At 52.9% G+C, this 17778-nt stretch carries 18 protein-coding genes; 2 read left to right on the forward strand and 16 right to left on the reverse strand.

Annotated features, from left to right (window positions below):
- Positions 1-13: 13 nt before the first annotated feature.
- Positions 14-661, reverse strand: a complete 648-nt coding sequence (gene yunB / locus H8693_RS01740) for a sporulation protein YunB (protein WP_249279538.1) — start codon at positions 659-661, stop codon at positions 14-16.
- 150 nt (positions 662-811) lie between these two features.
- Between yunB and H8693_RS01745 the strand changes: the two genes are divergently transcribed.
- On the forward strand, positions 812-3799 hold the full coding sequence (locus H8693_RS01745) for a transglycosylase domain-containing protein (RefSeq protein WP_249279539.1): 2988 nt from the start codon (positions 812-814) through the stop codon (positions 3797-3799).
- Between the two features lie 246 nt (positions 3800-4045).
- Here the strand turns inward: H8693_RS01745 and H8693_RS01750 are convergent, their stop codons facing one another.
- The 10 genes from H8693_RS01750 to H8693_RS01795 all read right to left on the reverse strand — a co-directional run bounded on the left by H8693_RS01750 (position 4046) and on the right by H8693_RS01795 (position 13175).
- Entirely contained in the window at positions 4046-5257 is a 1212-nt protein-coding gene (locus tag H8693_RS01750) for a S41 family peptidase (protein ID WP_249279540.1), read from the reverse strand.
- Positions 5258-5319: 62 nt separating this feature from the next.
- Complete coding sequence (locus tag H8693_RS01755) at positions 5320-5895, reverse strand: uracil-DNA glycosylase (RefSeq protein WP_249279541.1); 576 nt, start codon at positions 5893-5895, stop codon at positions 5320-5322.
- The gene (locus H8693_RS01760; protein WP_178620226.1) at positions 5834-6451 is read right to left on the reverse strand and encodes a uracil-DNA glycosylase; all 618 of its coding nucleotides are present in this window, start codon (positions 6449-6451) and stop codon (positions 5834-5836) included. Before H8693_RS01760 ends, H8693_RS01755 begins: the two co-directional genes overlap by 62 nt.
- Positions 6452-6496: 45 nt before the next feature.
- A complete protein-coding gene (locus H8693_RS01765; RefSeq protein ID WP_249279542.1) occupies positions 6497-6772 on the reverse strand; it encodes a pro-sigmaK processing inhibitor BofA family protein in 276 nt (91 codons plus the stop codon).
- 66 nt (positions 6773-6838) lie between these two features.
- Positions 6839-7045, reverse strand: a complete 207-nt coding sequence (locus H8693_RS01770) for a DUF2508 family protein (protein ID WP_178620222.1) — start codon at positions 7043-7045, stop codon at positions 6839-6841.
- 76 nt (positions 7046-7121) lie between these two features.
- The gene (gene recR, locus H8693_RS01775; RefSeq protein ID WP_178620219.1) at positions 7122-7718 is read right to left on the reverse strand and encodes a recombination mediator RecR; all 597 of its coding nucleotides are present in this window, start codon (positions 7716-7718) and stop codon (positions 7122-7124) included.
- A gap of 3 nt (positions 7719-7721) precedes the next feature.
- The gene (locus H8693_RS01780; protein WP_178620215.1) at positions 7722-8069 is read right to left on the reverse strand and encodes a YbaB/EbfC family nucleoid-associated protein; all 348 of its coding nucleotides are present in this window, start codon (positions 8067-8069) and stop codon (positions 7722-7724) included.
- A 23-nt stretch (positions 8070-8092) separates the two neighbouring features.
- Complete coding sequence (dnaX, locus tag H8693_RS01785) at positions 8093-9625, reverse strand: DNA polymerase III subunit gamma/tau (protein WP_249279543.1); 1533 nt, start codon at positions 9623-9625, stop codon at positions 8093-8095.
- Between the two features lie 119 nt (positions 9626-9744).
- Positions 9745-11403 carry a ribulokinase gene (locus tag H8693_RS01790; protein ID WP_249279544.1) on the reverse strand — a complete coding sequence of 553 codons (1659 nt, stop codon included), beginning with the start codon at positions 11401-11403 and terminating at the stop codon, positions 9745-9747.
- Positions 11404-11423: 20 nt separating this feature from the next.
- Positions 11424-13175, reverse strand: coding sequence for an L-fucose isomerase (locus H8693_RS01795; RefSeq protein ID WP_178620313.1), 1752 nt, complete (start codon positions 13173-13175; stop codon positions 11424-11426).
- 197 nt (positions 13176-13372) lie between these two features.
- Between H8693_RS01795 and H8693_RS01800 the strand changes: the two genes are divergently transcribed.
- Positions 13373-14206 (forward strand): helix-turn-helix transcriptional regulator, encoded by an 834-nt coding sequence (locus H8693_RS01800; RefSeq protein WP_178620315.1) that lies wholly within the window; start codon positions 13373-13375, stop codon positions 14204-14206.
- Positions 14207-14243: 37 nt separating this feature from the next.
- Here the strand turns inward: H8693_RS01800 and H8693_RS01805 are convergent, their stop codons facing one another.
- The 5 genes from H8693_RS01805 to rpmA form a co-directional block, all read right to left on the reverse strand.
- Positions 14244-14624 (reverse strand): DUF2127 domain-containing protein, encoded by a 381-nt coding sequence (locus tag H8693_RS01805; protein ID WP_249279545.1) that lies wholly within the window; start codon positions 14622-14624, stop codon positions 14244-14246.
- An 86-nt stretch (positions 14625-14710) separates the two neighbouring features.
- A complete protein-coding gene (locus H8693_RS01810) occupies positions 14711-15592 on the reverse strand; it encodes a DegV family protein (protein ID WP_249279546.1) in 882 nt (293 codons plus the stop codon).
- A gap of 47 nt (positions 15593-15639) precedes the next feature.
- Positions 15640-16365, reverse strand: coding sequence for a phosphatase (locus tag H8693_RS01815; RefSeq protein ID WP_249279547.1), 726 nt, complete (start codon positions 16363-16365; stop codon positions 15640-15642).
- A 127-nt stretch (positions 16366-16492) separates the two neighbouring features.
- Positions 16493-17362 carry a DNA-3-methyladenine glycosylase family protein gene (locus H8693_RS01820; protein WP_249279548.1) on the reverse strand — a complete coding sequence of 290 codons (870 nt, stop codon included), beginning with the start codon at positions 17360-17362 and terminating at the stop codon, positions 16493-16495.
- 146 nt (positions 17363-17508) lie between these two features.
- Positions 17509-17763, reverse strand: coding sequence for a 50S ribosomal protein L27 (gene rpmA / locus H8693_RS01825; RefSeq protein ID WP_178620329.1), 255 nt, complete (start codon positions 17761-17763; stop codon positions 17509-17511).
- Positions 17764-17778 lie beyond the last annotated feature (15 nt).

A 17778-nucleotide genomic window follows, 5' to 3' on the forward strand; every position in this document is an offset into this window, starting at 1 on the left:
CTCCTATCGCAATTCAAGGGAGTAAGTTGAGAAAACTTTTTGCGTTTCCCAAGTCTGCATACATTTCCGGAACCGCCCCCACAAGGATCACATCCGAAACCAGCACTTCGTTGGAAACCTGAACATTCTGCCGCGAGGTTCCCACCATAATATCCATTTGGGCATTCAAAACGATATATGCCTTATACCGCACCTGATTGATTCCCGCAGCCTCAATCTCCGTGCGAAAATCCGAGCCGACTGCGCCGACAGGGGTCACGCGAATCAGAATCAGCGGCCCCATTCCGTTAAAAAGCTGTGAATTCATGGCGTTTCCCAGCGGGATGCTCAATTCCTCTTCTCCCAGCTTTTCGATCAGCTCCTGGGCGCTCAAGGCGCTTTCCGTGGCTATCCGGTTCATGCGGATGCTGTCTGCGCTGATCATGCTGATCTTTCCATCCGCGTCCTTTTCAATTTGAATCAGATCGCCGGCATCCGTCATGCCCTCCATCGTCTTGCTCACGGCCTTGTTCATAATTTCAATGGCTTTGTTCTTCAGCAAAACCTCTCCCTGGGCCAGAATATTGGGGCGCAGGCCGATTTCAAGCAGACCATAGCCAATTCCCATGGCAAGGGCCGCGGCAGCTGCAATGATTAAAATTCGCTTTGTTCTCTTTTTCATTTTCCTCGCATCCCAGCCTTCCCTTTTGTATCATATGCGGCCCGAAACAATTTTGTAACAGAACTTTCACCTAAAATATGTGCAGATGTTTCAAGCTTGTGTTATAATAGCATAATATAGGTGAAGAAATGACCCGCACGGGAGGAAAAGATGAAGGACAAATTTACGAACAAAATTATTCTTTTTTTTCAAAACTGCGGCAGGAGCATAAAAAACTTTTTTCAGAAGCTCTGGGCCTGGATTCTTTATGGCATTCAATGGATTCCTGCCATCTTTACGCATAACAAACCGGAGAAGCCTGATTTTTCCGGCGGCATGGCTTCCCCTGCAGGCGGGGATTCAACAATCGTATTCGATGCCAACCAGCTAAAGAAAACGGACGCAGATGTGACGGGGGCAACCAAAGCCTTTCGCTCCGCTGCGGATACTCCGGAGGAAAACCCCTCTCTTTTCAAAAAACGTGAACGTCCGGCGCCTTTCTGGCTGGGCGCTATCCTAACTACAGTAAAGGTTGCCTTTCTGGCGCTCATCATCCTGGTTGCCGTTGCCATCGGGGCGGTTTTCGGCGTTGCCAATGCCTATCTCGGGACGACACCTGAGCTGGATATCGCCCAAATCAGCGACCAGGTTCGGACATCCTATATTTACGACGACGAGGGCCAGCTCATTACGACATATGCCGGCGTGGAAAACCAGGAATATGCCTCTTTGGATGAAATCCCTGAATTGCTGCAGCAGGCGGTAATCGCCGTAGAAGACGTCCGGTTCTATCACCACAGCGGCGTTGATCTGAAGCGTCTTTTGGGCGCTTTTGTCAGCAATATGTCTAACAGCAGCGTCAGCGGCGGAAGTACCATCACCCAGCAGCTTATCAAAAACCAGCTGCTCTCTCCTGAGCGTTCCTATAAACGGAAAATCCAGGAAGCCAGCCTTGCCCTGGAGCTGGAAACCAAATATAGCAAAGAACAGATCTTGGAGGCCTATTTAAATACCATTCCCCTGGGGGGAACCAACATCGGCGTTAAAGCGGCCGCCATGGATTATTTTGGCAAGGAGCTGGATGAGCTCACCCTTCGGGAATGCGCCTGTCTGGCCGGGGTTACCCAATATCCCTACGCCTATAATCCCCGGAGGGCATATTATGTCTTAAAAGATACGACTACACTGGATAAGCGCATCAATACGGTGTTGGAGCGTATGTATACGGCGGGTTATATCACACTGGAGGAAAAGGAGGCCGCCGCCAACGACACCCTGGTCGTGCGGGAGAAGTCCACAACCCAGGATATGTATGATTTGCCGCATTTTGTGGAATATGCCGTCTATGATGTAGTGACAAACCTCCTGGAGGCCCGCAACCTGGAGGATAAAAGCGTCAACCGGGCCGCCATCGAAAACGAGCTGCGCACCAAAGGCTATAAGATTTATACGACAGTTGACCGGGAAATGCAGACGGAGATGCAGGATACCTTTGCCACATACGACAACTATCCTAAGATGCGGTATTCTTCCGATTCGTCCAAAACAACCGGCACAAATGCAGATGGGACGCCCATGGTTACGATATATCCTCAGGTGGGGGCTGTCGTCATAGATCAGTCCACCGGACAGATCAAATCTATGGTTGGAAGCCGCACGGAGCCCACTGCCAAAAAACTGCGCAACCGGGCCTATCAAAATCGCGTTTCCATTGGTTCCACTATTAAGCCGCTGGCCGTTTACGGCCCTGCGCTGGATAAGGGCGCGGGGCTCGGGACGATAATCGCCAATATTCCCGCCCCGATTACGGGATGGACTTCGGATCCAGGGTATCCCGAAACCAGTCATGGCAACAGCTATGGCCCGGTCACTATCCGGACAGGTATAAAATCGTCCTTAAATATTGTGGCGGCGCGTACCCTGGCAGATTTAGTCGGCTTGGAGGATTCCTATGAATATCTCGTGAATCTGGGTGTGGATCCCTCCCAGATCAACAAAGACCTGGTCGGCCTCGCCATGGGTTCCAGTGGGGTTACCCCTCTGGAGCTGACGGCAGCCTATGCGTGCATAGCCAATGGCGGCGAATATATCGAGCCCATTTCCTTCACAAAGGTGGAGGACAGCGAAGGAAATATTCTGCTGGAGGCGGAGAATTGCCAGGAGCGGCGGCAGGTGTTCAAGCCCTCCACAGCGTATATGCTGGTGGATGCCATGACTACCGCAACAGCTTCGGGCACGGGTACGCGAGCCCGGCTCAACGGGATGACGACCGCCGGAAAAACCGGAACGGTTACACAGCGCAAGGGCATGACTTTCGCGGGAATTACACCATACTATACAAGCGCAGTATGGGTCGGCCACGACGACTATAAGAAGCTGGCCAGCGGCGATGCCGGAAGATGGGCGGCGCCCCTCTGGAAGGCATACATGACCAAGGTAGTTGAGGGACTGCCGGATAAGGATATTCTGCCGGGCACAGCGGCGGATTATGGCGTAACTAAATATTCCGTGTGTTCGGTTTCTGGCAAAAAAGCGGTTTCTGGCTGCCCGACAACCAGCGATTATTTTGCCGTTGGTACGATGCCGACGGAAAGCTGCGACGTCCATGTCACTGCCAATATCTGCACGGAAAGCAATGAGCTGGCCTCGGAATATTGTCCGGCAGAGCTGGTGCATTCGGGGGCGGCCGTATCCTTCCCGGAGGATTCCCCTTATCTCAAGCTGTCTGCCAGCATGCTCCGGACCATCTTCCCCAATCTGTATACAGGCAGCCAGGAGACATGCCATATCCATACGGCAGAATGGGCGGCAAATCAGCAAAATATAACGGCTGCTGTTGCATCCGCGCAGAGCGCCATCAGCAGTGCGCAGTCCTTTATGCAGAATAATGCTTCCCGGCTGACGAGTACACAGATTGCGACACTCAATCAGCTGATTGCCAATTTGAATGCTCTCATCAATAGTGAGACGCCGGATGCCACTGCGATTTCATCGGCAACCAGCGCACTGAATTCCACAAAGAATTCCATGGAGGCGGCCCTGCCGGATGTCCCTTCTCCCTCGCCATCCACGACTCCGGTTCCTTCGCCGAGTCCTTCGGCAACACCCTCTCCTTCACCGTCCACATCAGACGATGGGAATGGACCGGGGAATGAATAAGCACAAAAAAACGGTGCAGAATCTGCACCGTTTTTTTGTGTCAAGGAAAAACCGGATCCATTGCAGGCGGGGATGTGAAATATAAAATATACCTTTCTCGCTATGATCTTGAGAACAAAGAGATGTGAAAAGCATTTTCCGCTTTCAGAAGATTTCCCAATCATACAGTCCCGTATGCATCCTGTTCCCTCCGCCGCAGCAAACAGGGCAAAAAAAGGAGGCATATTGCCTCCTCGCCCGTTTGTTTTATCCCTGAGATATTTGATCGTTTAATATCTTTGCTGCCCGCAGAAGAGCAATATCGTTGTTTTCTGCTGTACCTTCTTCCAGGTCTGCCTCGCTGATCGCTTCGTCCGGCGTGATTCCAACCCCCGTCAGCTTAGCTCCTGATGGCAGATAGTATTCGGCGGTAACCAGCTTTACCATATCCCCCGTGGAAGGAACCTGATAATATGACGTCACGGCGGCCTTCCCAAACGTCTGTTCTCCCAAAATGGTCGCTCTTCCGCGATCCTGCAACGCTGCCGCAAATACTTCGGCAACACCGGCTGTTTCCCGATCCACAATGATGACGACAGGCTTGTCCCAGCTTACGGAATCTGTGGAATTCCAATTCGTTGCCTCTTTGTCTCGTCCCATAGAGCTGCAGATTTCCCCTGCCTCCAAGAAAGAATCCGCTACCTTGCATGCCTGGCTGATATTTCCGCCCGGCGTCCCGCGCAGGTCGATAATGATCCCCTTGGCCTTTTCATCTTCCATGGTTTCCAAAGCCTTTTGAAATTCATCAATGCTTGAATTACTAAACTCCGCAACGTTGATATAGCCGATTTCTTCATTCACCATATTGGTAAATACTACTTGCATATCCACGGACTTGCGAACCAACTCCAAATCCATCTCTTTTTCGCCAGAACGGGTGCGAATCGTTACTTTCGTACCGTCAATCCCCCGAAGGCGGCCCAGCGCCGTCTGTACCTCCATATACTGAGTATCACTGCCATCAATGGAAAGAATCAGATCCCCAGCAACAATATTGGCGTCATAGGCGGGCGTATCGGCAAATACGCGGGTAACCCGCATATAATCCGTTGCTGCATCCCGCTCGAGCATCATACCCAGAGCGATAAAAGAACCTTCGCTATTTTCATCAAAGTTCTGGTAATCCTCTTCCGAATAGAAGGCCGAATATCCGTCATCCAGGCTGTCTACCACGCCCCGCAGCGATCCCTGCACCAGCGTATCTTCATCTACTTCGCGAATATAGTTCTCGCTTATAATATTTCGGATATCCTCCAGCTCGAAATATTTCATTAGAGCATTGTATTCTTCTCCTTTGAGGTAAATCTCCCCGCTCTCGATACTCTTTTTGGTGAAATAAAAGGTCACCAAGCTGGCAACTACAATCGCCGCCACGAGAACGACCAGAAGAATATAATACATCTTTTTTTTGCTAATCATTCCGTTTCCTCTCTCCTTGTTCCTGTTCCGCCATACAACAAAGGAACCATAAAACTACTTGCTTATGAAAGATTCCGTTTTAAATAGAGACGCAGGCGGTCCATATCCCGGGCATATTCTTCCCGCAGAGACGGGCGGTATATGATGCTCGCCGGATGATACAGCGGAAATACCGGCGTCTGCGCCGCCTGGACTATCCCATGACAGCTGCCAATGCGCATCTCTTCCCCCAACACCGCCTGCAAAGCGGTATTGCCCAGCGTCACAATGACTTTGGGCGCGACAGCGGAGATTTCCTCTTCCAGGCATCTCGCGCAGAGGGCAATTTCCTTTTTAGACGGCGGCCGGTTGGATTTTCGTCCCGATGCGCTAACGCGGTAAGGCCGGAATTTGACCACATTCGTTATATAGAGCATCTCCCGGGCAATTCCCGTTGCGGAGAGAAACTCGTTCAAATTCCTTCCGGCTTTTCCCACAAAAGGCTCCCCGGCGGCCACTTCTTCTGCTCCTGGCGCCTCGCCGATGAGAAGAACCTCCGCCTCGGGATTCCCCGCGCCAAAGACAAGCTCCTCCGGCTCATAGCCATGCTTTTGGAGGCTTTCCGTCCACTGCCGGTAAATCCCAGGTATTTTCTTCATTGTTCACCTCATCCAATATCCGCCGCACTGTTTTCAGATCACTCCACGCCTCCCGCTTCAAATCCGGATTCCGCAGCAGGGCAGAGGGATGATATGTAGGGATGATATAAAAGCCTGTCCGGTAAAAAACCTTGCCGTGCATGCGCATAATACCCGCTGTTTCATGGAGAATCTCCCTCATGGCAATCCGCCCCAAACATACGATGATTTTGGGATGGATGCGGCGCACCTGTTCGCGGAGATATCCGATGCACGCGGCCACTTCGTCCGGCTCCGGGTCCCGGTTTCCCGGTGGGCGGCATTTCACGACATTGGCGATGTACACTTCCTCCCGCTTTAGGCCGATGGCCGCCATCATGTTATCCAAAAGCTGCCCCGCCTTTCCAACAAAAGGACGGCCCTGCTTGTCCTCCCATTCGCCGGGGCCTTCGCCCACGAAAAGCAGCGTCGCCCGGGGATTCCCTTCGCCAAACACCACATGGGTCCGGGTTTCGCACAGGCGGCACTTATCGCATGCCCTGATATTTTCCTGTAACTGCGTCAGATTATCTGCCATATTTCCTCACCTATTGTTTTATTATATCGCATCCTGGCGCCGGGTTCAATGGAAAATCAGTTTAATTAACAAAAGCAGCAATACGCCCGGCAGCCCCAAAACTCCTGCGATGACCGCATTCAATGGGTTCAGCGGGATCGTGACGCGGAAAATTCCGCCAATGAGGTTTAAAACAACAAGGAGAATGGCTCCCAAAACAGAGCTCAGGGAGAGCTTCAAAAGAAATTTCAGGGGGGCAAGCAAAAGCCAGCCGATGATATAGAGCAGCACCAATCCCAACGCAAAATATAAAACCATCATCGGATCCAACTGCAAGCCCAATAAAAACACCTCCCGGAAGCTATACTTATTTGTATGCGCTCCAGGAGGTGTTTTATGTTTTTTTGCTTATTCGCCGTTTTCCCGTCTCTGCCGCAGCTTTTTCAGCATGTAGGTATAGCGGCGCTTTGCCGTTTCCAGGTCAAAGACCGCATATTCCACAAGATCCGGGTCGTCGGCACATTCCAGATAGTTCTCCGCCGCCTTCCAATCTTCCAGAGCCTGCTGAATTTCGATTTCCAGCCGTTCATCCGCCGTCAACATGGTTCGCATCATAGTAAAAAATCACCTGCAATTCTCTAAGATTGTAAGTGATTTTTTCCATAAACCTGTTTTCTTATACATGCAGCCGCTAAAACTGCCGCCGACCCTCGAGAGATTTCATCAACGTGACCTCGTCGGTATATTCCAGCTCGCCGCCCACTGGAACGCCATGGGCAATGCGCGTCACCTTCACGTCAAAGGGCTCCATAAGCTTTGCAATATATACGGCCGTCGCCTCGCCTTGAACATCCGGATTGGTCGCCAAAATGAGTTCCTTGATATTCCCTTCCTTTACGCGTCCAAGAAGCTCTTTTACGCGGATATCATCCGGCCCGACGCCATCCAGCGGGGATATTGTCCCCCCGAGGACATGATATACGCCGTGAAATTCCCGCACCCGCTCCAAAGCCATCACATCCCGCGCATCCTTCACGACACAGACCGTGCTCTGGTCACGCGTCGCGTCTTCACAGATGGAACATGTTTCGTGATCTGTCAAATTGCCGCAGATCCGGCAGTATTTTACCGCCAGACGGGCCTTATACATATCCTGGGCAAACTGCTTGACCTCCTCCGGATCCATCTCAATGACGTGATAGGCCAGCCTTGCGGCGCTTTTCGGGCCAATCCCGGGGAGCTTGGCGAACCATTCCTGCAGCTTGTTCAGGGATTCAATGCTAAACATGTTTTAGAATAGGCCTCCCAGGTTCATGCCGCCGGTCACCTTGGCCATCTCGGTCTGGACCATCTCTTCCGCCTTTTCCAGCGCCTCGTTTACTGCCGCCAGAACGAGATCCTGCAGCATTTCCACATCATCCGGATCCACGGCCTCGGGCGCAATTTCAATGCTCTTCAGCACTTTCTTGCCCGTGACAACCACCTTCACAACGCCGCCGCCCGCCGATGTTTCCACTTCGCGCTCTTCCAGCTCTGCCTGCATCTTTGCGATATTCTGCTGCATCTGCTGGGCCTGCCGCATCATATTCTGCATATTCATTCCGCCCCCCATTCCAGGGAAGCCGCCGCGTTTTGCCATATCTGTTAACCTCCAAATAGTTTCTAGTCTATTATATCAATGTTTTCCCGATCATACAACTGCATTCTTTGCTGTTCTTCCTCGGGAAAAACAAACTCGAAAACAACGCTGCCGCCCAGAATCTCTCCCGCGATCCGCTCCAGCTCTCCTTTGAATGAGCTCTGCTTCAGCATACGCAGCTTGGAGGCGTTTTGTGAGGTGAGAAACAGCCGCATTCCCTCCTGCTTTGCCAGTACAAGCTCATGGAGGAAGGGCTTGACCGCGGGCTCTGCGCTGCCGGCCTTTTTGATCTTATCCCAAAGCGCCTCCAGATCCGCCGAATCTGCCCCGGGAGCCGCCTCTTTCACCTCCGCGGGGCGCTTTTTCGGCTTCCCGGCCGGATTTTCTATGGGAGCCGGCGCGGCGGCCGGAGCAGAGCCCGGCCCCTGCAAGGCTGCCAGCGCCAGCTTTTTTTCCAGCTTTTCAATGCGCAGCTCCAGCGCCCCCACATCCGTCTCGCTTTCCGGCAGAAGAAGGCGCATAACCGCGGTTTCCAAAAGAATCTGCGGCCGCGCGGCGTATTTCATCTTATTCTGTGCCGCCGCCAAAATATCCAGGGCGCGCACAATATTCTTTTTTCCCCAATGCCCGGCAAGCTGCTGCAGCGTTTCACTGCGGCTGTCTCCCGTGACTGCAATATAGAGCATTTGCCGGATCGTATCGAGGATCTGGGAAACCAGCACATCCGGCTCGGTTCCGCTATCCAGCATTTGGGAGAGGGACACCAGCGCCGTTTTTTCATCATAGTCGCCCAGCGCCTGCAAAAAGCCTGTTACCAGGCTCTGATCCGCAAAATTCAGCACCTCGCTGACCGTATCCAGGGTAATGTGTTCCGCCAGGGAACAGCACTTATCCAAAATTGTGAGCGCATCCCGCAGGCCGCCCTCCGCCGCCCCGGCAATTTCCAAAAGCGCCTCTTCGTCGGCAGTTTTGGAGATGGCGTCCAGAACCTCCCGCATCCGTTTGACCATCGCCCGCTCGTCGATATGGCGGAAATCAAACCGCTGGCAGCGGGACAATACGGTTTTGGGCAGAGCGTTAAGCTCGGTTGTCGCTAAAATAAATACCACATGCCCCGGCGGCTCCTCCAACGTCTTTAAAAGAGCATTGAAAGCGCTGTCGCTCAGCATATGGACCTCATCGATAATATAGACCTTATATTTCCCCTTGGCTGGCAGCAGTTTGACCTTATCCCGGATATCCCGGGCGTTATCCACGCTGTTGTTGGAAGCTGCATCCATTTCCACAATATCGATCATGCTGTCCTGCAATGCCTGCTTGCAGTTCTCGCATTCCAGGCAGGGTTCTCCGTCCTGAGGATTCAAACAGTTGAGCGCGCAGGCCAAAATTTTCGCCGTGCTGGTCTTCCCCGTCCCCCGGGGGCCGGAAAACAAGTATGCGTGGGAAACTTCCCCGCTTTTCACCTGGCTTTGCAGCACAGACGCAATGGCGTCCTGTCCCTTCAGGTCTGCAAACCGGCGGGGGCGAAATTCCCGATATAATGCCTTATATGCCATAATTCTCCTTTGCCGTCCATCTATAAAGTATATAAATTTAGTATATCATTTTTATAAATGTTTCTCAACAAAAAAGAGGAGCGATCGCTCCTCTTTTCCTGCCTCGCGGCCTTTTTTCGCTACTGCCGGCGCAAAGCCCGCAGCTTTTTCATCACATTGTTTTCCCCGCGTCCGAAATAGTCGTGCAGCTTTTTATATTCCGCAAACAGCTGCGCATAGATCGCCACATTTCCCGCCATGGGATGATATACCGTATCCTTGATTTTCCCCAGCTTCCGCGCCGCCTCATTGACATTTTTATAGCCCGTCAGCGCAGGATCAGCTGCCGCTATGCCGAGAATCGCGCTTCCCAAAGCCCCGGACTGGTCGCTTCCGGAAATTTTTATGGGCTTGTTGCAGATATCGGCATAAATCTGCATGGCCATGGCATTCTTGCTGGCAATTCCCCCGGCGGCATACAGTTCATGGATGGGGGCTCCCGCCGTTTCAAAGGCGTCAATAATCTGCCGGGTTCCAAAAGCTGTCGCCTCGATCAAAGCACGGTAGATTTCCTCGGGTTTAGTGCGGAGCGTCATGCCCAAAATCAGCCCCGAAAGGTCAAAATCCATGAGCACAGAGCGGACGCCGTTCCACCAGTCCAGCGCCAAAAGGCCGCTTTCTCCGGGTTTCAGCCGGGACGCTTTCTCCGTCAGCAGCACATGGGGGCTGATTCCCCGCTGTTCTGCCTCCTCTTTATAATCGCTGGGCAGGCAACGGTTCACAAACCAGGAGAAATGATCGCCCACACAGCTCTGGCCAGCCTCATAGCAGAAAGAACCCGGCAGCGCGCCGTCCTTCACAATTCCGCAGGTCCCCGGAACGCCGCGTTCCTCTGCCGAAAGCACCTCATGACAGGTGGACGTGCCCATAATCATGAGCATTTTCCCCGGGCCGTCGATCTGGCAGGCAGGAACCGACGCGATGGAATCCATGATCTCCACCGCCACCGGAGTTCCCTCCTTCAGTCCGGTCCAGTCCGCCATCGCCTTTGTCAGATATCCCGCGCAGGAATCGATGGGCCGGATATCCGTGGAGAGCTTGTCTTCCACCACATTTTCCAGCCGCGGATCCAGCGCCCGGAAAAATGCCTTGGAAGGATAGCCGGTATCATGGCGGTAAATCCCTTTAAAGCCGGCGTTGCAGGCGCTCCGCGCCTGGTGGCCGACGAGCTGCCATACCACCCAGTCTCCTGCCTCGAGAATCTGGTCGCAGGCATTGTAGACCCGGGGTTCCTCTTTGAGAATCTGCATGATCTTTGGAATCATCCATTCGCTGGAGATTTTTCCGCCATAGAGGGCCAGCCACTTTTCTCCCATGGCTTCCGCCTTAGCGTTCAATTCATCGGCGCAGTATTGGGCCGCATGATGCTTCCAAAGCTTCACATAGGCATGGGGAGTATCCTCAAACCCCTCGGTCTTGCAGAGCGGCGTGCCGTCTGCCAGCGTGGGGAGAATCGTGCAGGAGGTAAAATCCACGCCGATCCCTACAATATCCTCCGGCGATACCCCGGATTTTTGCAGAAGCTCGCCTATAGTCACCTGCAGGGCATCCAGATAATCCTGCGGGTCCTGCAGCGCCCAGCTGTCCCCCAGCCGTTTCCCGGAGGGCAGGCATTCATCCATTACCCCATGGGGATAGGCCATTTCGCTGACGCAGACTTCTTCCCCAGTCTGTATATTCAGCAGCAAGGCCCGCGCAGAAAGCGTTCCATAGTCAATTCCAATCGAATATTTTGCCATTTGTCCCTCCCCCGGCTCTTTTATTTATATAAGGGGCCATATACGGCGCAGGCACGGTAGTCTGCGCTTTCCGGCTCGCTGGTTCCAAACGCAGCCCAGGCATGGGGCCGGTAGAGATCCTCCTCGGGCACATTATGCAGGGAAACCGGAATCCGCAGCATAGATGCCAGGGTAATCAGATCCCTGCCGATATGCCCATAGGTGAAGCTGCCGTGATTGGCGCCCCAGTTAGCCATGACAGAGTACACATCCTTGAAGGCGCCCTTGCCCGTCAGGTTGGGAACAAACCATGTCGTCGGCCAGGTGGGGTCTGTACGCTTTTCAATGAGGGCATGCACATCCTCCGGCAGCTCCACGGTGTACCCTTCCGCGATCTGCAGAACCGGGCCAAGGCCGGCCACCAGATTGACGCGCACCATAGTGACGGGCATTTCCGCCTTGGTGTTGAAATGCGAGGAGAAGCCGCCGCCCGGGAAATAATCCAGCGCCGCCGGGCACCAGTCCGTCGCCTTCATGCAGGCATCCATGTCCTTCTGCTCCATTTCCCACCAGGGCTTCATGACGCTTTCGCCCTTTTCATTCTTCACCTGGCCGCAGGCGTCCAGGGCGGCCGCGCCGGAGTTGATGAGATGGATAAATCCCTGCGCCGCCCGGCCGGTCAGCTTTTTCCCGGATACCCGTTCCACCGCTTCGGGCGACCAATAGGTGCGCACATCGGCAAATACACTGGATGTCCCGGTAAGCAGGTGCCCAAAGAGCATGGCGACACCATTCAGGCCGTCGTTTTCCGTGGCAAAGATCGTGGGCTGACGCTTGCCGTTCCAGTCAAAAGAGGTGTTCAGAATTGCTTCGGCAAAGTCCGCATTGGGCTGCCAGTCCGACCACATCCGCTGCCCCTGGAAGCCCCCCAGGATGCCGTTGCGGCCGTTGCCCTCCTCGATATAGCCTTTTGCTGCCAGTTTTTCATTGCCCAGGATGATATCGCGGCAGATAATCGTGTTGATGACGACATCCCGCCATTCCTCTGCTTTCTGGGCGGCCGTATGCGGCTCTGGATTTTTGTCAAAACCCTCTTTGCAGTATTTCTTTGTCCAGGCAAAGGCCCGCTCGACCTCTTCCTCGTCATAGATCTTATATTTGCGGCGGCGCAGGATTTCCGTCATATCCACCCATTCCGCACGGATTCCCAGATACCGCTGAAAGAAATCCGCATCGCATTGGGATCCGGCGATTCCCATGGAGACCGCGCCGATATTCACATAGGATTTATCCCGCATCTGTCCAACCGCTACCGCGCAGCGGGCAAACCGCAGAATTTTTTCCGCCACGTCTGCAGGAATCGGCTGATCCTCCGTGTCCTGCACGTCCCGGCCATAGATCGAGAAAGCGGGAAGCCCCTTCTGCTCATGGGCAGCCAGCACGGACGCCAGATAGACCGCGCCCGGCCGTTCGGTTCCATTGGCGCCCCAAACCGCCTTGATAGTCAGGGGATCCATATCCATCGTTTCGCTTCCAAAGCACCAGCAGGGCGTCACGGAAAGCGTGGCCACAACATTTTCCTTGTCAAAGGCCTCTTTGCAGATATAGGCTTCCCGCGATCCGCTGATGGCGCAGGGCGATATCACGCACTCTGCCGCCGTTCCATCGGCGTATTTCACATTTGCTTCGATGAGTTCCTTGGCGCGCTTTGCCATGATGAAAGCCTTTTCCTCCAGGCCTTCCATTCTTCTTCCATCGATGATCGGACGAATTCCAATTTTCGGTTTGCTCATTTCTCTTTCCCTCCCTATGATTTTTCCGCCTTCCCGGCGTTATTTTTATTTTTTCTTATCTTGAGTATACAATCCGCCGGACATATTGGAAATGTGATATTTTGCCGCTCACTTTTGTTATTTTGCTTTTTGGATGGATTTATTATATCATAGAGTCAAAAGAAACGCGAGGAATTCCGGCAGTTGGGAGGCAGTCTATGGCGTATATACACTATTATCTCGATTCCAAAACATCCCCAAAAGCGCAGTTCCGTCCCCGGCTTCTCTATACGGGAACAGTGGCCGACGATCCCCATTGGTTTAATATAGAGCATACCCATGATTTTTTTGAGGTTCTCTATGTCGTCAAAGGAACCGGGACGGCGGTTCTCGACCACACCCCTTTTGAGCTGCATTCCGGCGACCTTGTCCTCATAAACCCGGGCGTCCTCCACGAAGAACGTTCTGCCGAAGATGCACCGCTCAATCTGATATTTCTGGGAACCGAAGGGTTCTGCCTGGGCGGCTGTCCGCCCAACTGCCTGCTCCAGCCCGGAGAACCGCCGGTTTTTTCCAGCGGCATACACCGCGGCGCCGTCGAACGGTATTTCAGCGACCTTTTGCGGGAAACCTCCAGCCAGGTGGAATATTATGAAGAGGTTTCCCAGGCGCTTCTCGCCGCCCTTCTGCTCTTTCTCCTGCGCATCCGCATGGCCGACCCCCAGTCTCATGCGCCTGACGGCGAGTGCGAGCGGGTCAAGGCATATATCAACGAAAACTATACGAAGCCCCTCACATTGGAATCACTTTCCCAGAGCGTCTATATCAGCAAATATCATCTGGCCCATCTGTTCAAGAGCCAGACCGGCGTTTCCCCCATCAAATATCTGATTACCCGGCGCATGGAGGAGGCGCAGCATCTTTTGCGGGAAACGGATCTGCCCATCCGCGCCATCGCGGAAAAGGTGGGATACGACGACCCCGCCTATTTCAGCCAGATCTTTAAAAAAACCGTTGGAAGCTCCCCCCTGTCCTATCGGAATTCCAAATAGTCCAGCGGCGGCCGGGAAAAACCACACGGCCTGTTTTTTAATCCATCTCCGGCCGCTGTTCGATGATCTTTTTATCCCCGTAATATTGTGTCAGGATCAAAAGCAGTGCGCTGCATGCGAAAATTCCATCCATAATTCCCGCCGGAAGCATAAAGATCATCAGCGCCATGGTTATCACGCAATTGATGATGGAAAGGACGAGTCCCCACATTTTATTTTTCCACAACCCAATCGCCCCCATCACCCGCACAACGCCATACAGCAGACCTATGGCAAGCATGAGAGACATGTTTTCCTGCAAATAAGGGACAATAAAAGAGAAATACCGGCCAACGCCAAAGGCGTCGCTGCCCGAAAGGAGAATAGGAATCAGGCAAAGGCAGCCCCCAATCTCCATAAATCCGCCATGAATCAGCATCAGTATGGATGCCGCTTTATATCTTTTTATATAACCTTCCTCAAATTAAAAACAGCCGGAAGAACCCGTCTTTCCGGCTGTTTTGCTTATACTGTCCGCTCTTTTCCCATGATGAGAACTGCCATGGTCCCGGGGCCGCAATGGCAGCCGATGACCGGGCCAACATCCATAAACCAGAGATTTTTGAATTGGAAACGGCGTTCCAGCTCTTCTTTCAGCGCTGTCGCCTGCTCCACATTATCCGCATTATAGACCACGCAGAGTTCCCGGAAAATATCATCGTCTACGGCGTTTTCCGAAACTTTGTCCGCCAGATATTTCACTACCTTTTTCCGGCCCTTTACCTTATCAAAGGCGACAATCTTTCCCTCACGGGTGAGGGTCAGGATGGGCTTGAGATCTAGAATCGAGCCGATGGTCGCCGTCACCGCCGAAAGCCGCCCCGTCCGCTTGAGATAGTTGAGGCTGTCTACGGAAAAGAAATGTAGTGTCCGCATTTTATTCTTCTCCACCCATTCCACAATCTCGTCAAAGCTCTTTCCTTCTTCCTTGAGCTTCACGGCATGATAGACCAAAAGGCCCGCACCCATCGCGATTCCCTTGGAATCGATGATGGTAATTTTAGCCTCCGGATAGTTTTCCAAAGCCTTTTCTCTGGCGCCCAGGGCCAGTTCATAGTGTGCGCTCAACTGGGAAGAAAAACAAATATAAATGACGTCCTTATGATCCTTAATAATGCCTTCAAAAAATTCCTGAATGTCGAGCGGGGAGCGCGTGGATGTCGAGGCCTCTGCCCCTTGCCGGAGCTTTGTATAAAAGCCCTTAAAATCCGTGTTGCGTCCCAGGTCATAGAGTTCCTCCTTGCCGTCCACCGTGTAAGGCATCAGAAACACCGGGATTTGGTGCTCATCGGCAAAGGTATAGGGAATCTCCGTGTCTGAATCTGTCATAATCACAAATTCTCGCATACTGTACCTCCTTGTTCTTATTCTATATGCAATGCAAAGGCAGGCGCTCAGGCGCTGCCGGTTCGCCGTTTTCGTTCCGCCAGATATTCGTCAAAGGTTTGCATGCTGCGGCTCACAATGAGCTCCTCCGGGAATCCTTCGTCCGTGAGCGCCTCGACGGCTTCATCAAAATAACCCACGCGGAAACACACATGGGCGTCGCTGCCCACGGAAATACGCACGCTGTGCTTTTTGCAGAGCCGGATGATTTCCCGGCATATGCTGGGGCTGCCCTTGCGGAAGGCAAAGGAATGGTTGTTAATTTCCAGGAGCTTATTCTGGCGCTTGGCCTCCTGCACCACTGCCTCCCGGTCGATTTCAAATTGGGGATTTCCGGGATGGCCGATGATGTCGATATAGGGATTTTGCAAGGCTCCGATCATCGCCTGGGTATTTTCCATCTTCGTCCCGGAAGATATAGTCACATCATGAAGAGAGGCAATGACAAAATCCGGAACCATCAGGTGTTCCCGCTTCATGTCCACCTGTCCGGAATAATCCATGATATTGACCTCTGCGCCTTTGATAATCCGGACGCCGTTATATTTCTTCGGAAAGCAGTTTTGAATGCGTATCGTAAAATTAGGCTGCACCCCAGGCACCTTCTCGCTGTGCTCGGAAGTAACAATCCCCTCCAGGCCGCGCTTTGCAGCAAAATCCAAGTTTTCCAGCAAAGTGGAAAACGCGTGTCCGCTGACGACGGTGTGGGTGTGTGTATCTACCAGAAGTCTCATAGTTTCCTCCGTCTGCTATTCAGGCTGCCTGCGTCTCATGCAGGCGGCTCTCTCCTTTGTTCTCATCGGTTCGATACTAGTATACATGCTTTTTCCCTATTTTTCAATCAAGAGAAATGTAAAAGATTTATGGACGGGTACGAGCATAGTGAAACAGCATCTGCTGGGCAATACCTCCATATTCCCCAAAGGTGTTCTGCACAAAAACACTGAGGGCCCGGTCGCTTTTCAGCTCCACACCATACATCTCCCGAAGCACCCGCCGGATCCAGACGTCTGCCGGAAAGGCATTCTTTTTATGCATGGAAAACAAAAGAATGCAGTCGGCCACCTTAGGCCCGACACCGGGGAATTTTTGCAGCGCAGCCTTTGCCTCCCCATAGGGCAGCCGGGCAATGGCCTCCAGATCCTCCCCGGCCGCTGCCATGCCTGCCGTTTTAGCGATATATTCCGCCCGGTATCCGGCCCCCAGCTCCCGCAGGCGCTCCGGAGATACATCCGCCAGTTCTTCAGGGGATGGAAACGTATAGAGCGTTTCCCCGCGGAAGCGGATGGGCTTGCCCGCTTCCCGGGCGATGGCCTGCACAATTTTGCGTATGCGGCCCACGTTGTTATTCGCGGAAACAATGAAGGTTATCAGAGTTTCAAAAGGCTCCTGGTTGAGCAGGCGCATGCCCCTGGAATATGCCGCGGCTTTTTTTACAATGGGGTCCCGGGAAAGCTCTTTCAGAATTTTTTCATAGGATAAGTTTAAATCAAAATAATCCTTCCAGATTGCCTCATATTCCTCTCGAGAGCAGGGCTCGAGAAAAAATCCCTCTGTTGTGTTCCCAATAAACAGCGCCCGTCCCCGGGCCACGCCCTGATAGCCTCCGTCTTTAGGGAGAAAACGGAAGGCCTGCCCGCATTCAAACACGATCTCCGGCCGAAGCTCCACTCCTTTTATATATACTCTGTTTTCCGCGAATTCTTCCCTCATCTGCTGATTTCCGATCATCAAAATCTCCCGCCCCGGCAAGCATCTGTTTGCAACGGTTGCTTATAGAAAAAACACATCACTTTTATATCTCGCCGAACAAGGCCCGGCGGTTCCGCCGTTAACAAAAAAAGCCGCATAACGGATATGCGGCTTTCTCTCTTTCCTTATTGCGGGTAGATGCTTACCTGCTTCTTATCCCGGCCCAAACGCTCGAACCGTACCACACCGCTTTCCAGAGCGAATAAGGTATCGTCGCCGCCTTTGCCAACATTGGTTCCCGGATGAATCTTCGTTCCTCTCTGCCGAACCAGAATGTTTCCGGCCAGAACATACTGTCCGTCAGCACGCTTCACGCCCAAACGCTTGGATTCGCTGTCGCGGCCGTTCTTGGTGCTTCCCATTCCTTTTTTATGTGCCATAACTTGTTCACCTCA

This window comes from Guopingia tenuis (assembly GCF_014384805.1).
Taxonomy (GTDB): Bacteria; Bacillota; Clostridia; order Christensenellales; family Christensenellaceae; genus Guopingia; species Guopingia tenuis.

Bases quoted from the DNA above. Each gene is read 5' to 3' on its own strand.
- yunB (WP_249279538.1), bottom strand. From the start codon at position 661: ATGAAAAAGAGAACAAAGCGAATTTTAATCATTGCAGCTGCCGCGGCC.
- H8693_RS01745 (WP_249279539.1), top strand. From the start codon at position 812: ATGAAGGACAAATTTACGAACAAAATTATTCTTTTTTTTCAAAACTGC.
- H8693_RS01750 (WP_249279540.1), bottom strand. From the start codon at position 5,257: ATGATTAGCAAAAAAAAGATGTATTATATTCTTCTGGTCGTTCTCGTG.
- H8693_RS01755 (WP_249279541.1), bottom strand. From the start codon at position 5,895: ATGAAGAAAATACCTGGGATTTACCGGCAGTGGACGGAAAGCCTCCAA.
- H8693_RS01760 (WP_178620226.1), bottom strand. From the start codon at position 6,451: ATGGCAGATAATCTGACGCAGTTACAGGAAAATATCAGGGCATGCGAT.
- H8693_RS01770 (WP_178620222.1), bottom strand. From the start codon at position 7,045: ATGATGCGAACCATGTTGACGGCGGATGAACGGCTGGAAATCGAAATT.
- recR (WP_178620219.1), bottom strand. From the start codon at position 7,718: ATGTTTAGCATTGAATCCCTGAACAAGCTGCAGGAATGGTTCGCCAAG.
- H8693_RS01780 (WP_178620215.1), bottom strand. From the start codon at position 8,069: ATGGCAAAACGCGGCGGCTTCCCTGGAATGGGGGGCGGAATGAATATG.
- dnaX (WP_249279543.1), bottom strand. From the start codon at position 9,625: ATGGCATATAAGGCATTATATCGGGAATTTCGCCCCCGCCGGTTTGCA.
- H8693_RS01790 (WP_249279544.1), bottom strand. From the start codon at position 11,403: ATGGCAAAATATTCGATTGGAATTGACTATGGAACGCTTTCTGCGCGG.
- H8693_RS01795 (WP_178620313.1), bottom strand. From the start codon at position 13,175: ATGAGCAAACCGAAAATTGGAATTCGTCCGATCATCGATGGAAGAAGA.
- H8693_RS01800 (WP_178620315.1), top strand. From the start codon at position 13,373: ATGGCGTATATACACTATTATCTCGATTCCAAAACATCCCCAAAAGCG.
- H8693_RS01805 (WP_249279545.1), bottom strand. From the start codon at position 14,624: ATGCTGATTCATGGCGGATTTATGGAGATTGGGGGCTGCCTTTGCCTG.
- H8693_RS01810 (WP_249279546.1), bottom strand. From the start codon at position 15,592: ATGCGAGAATTTGTGATTATGACAGATTCAGACACGGAGATTCCCTAT.
- H8693_RS01815 (WP_249279547.1), bottom strand. From the start codon at position 16,365: ATGAGACTTCTGGTAGATACACACACCCACACCGTCGTCAGCGGACAC.
- H8693_RS01820 (WP_249279548.1), bottom strand. From the start codon at position 17,362: ATGATCGGAAATCAGCAGATGAGGGAAGAATTCGCGGAAAACAGAGTA.
- rpmA (WP_178620329.1), bottom strand. From the start codon at position 17,763: ATGGCACATAAAAAAGGAATGGGAAGCACCAAGAACGGCCGCGACAGC.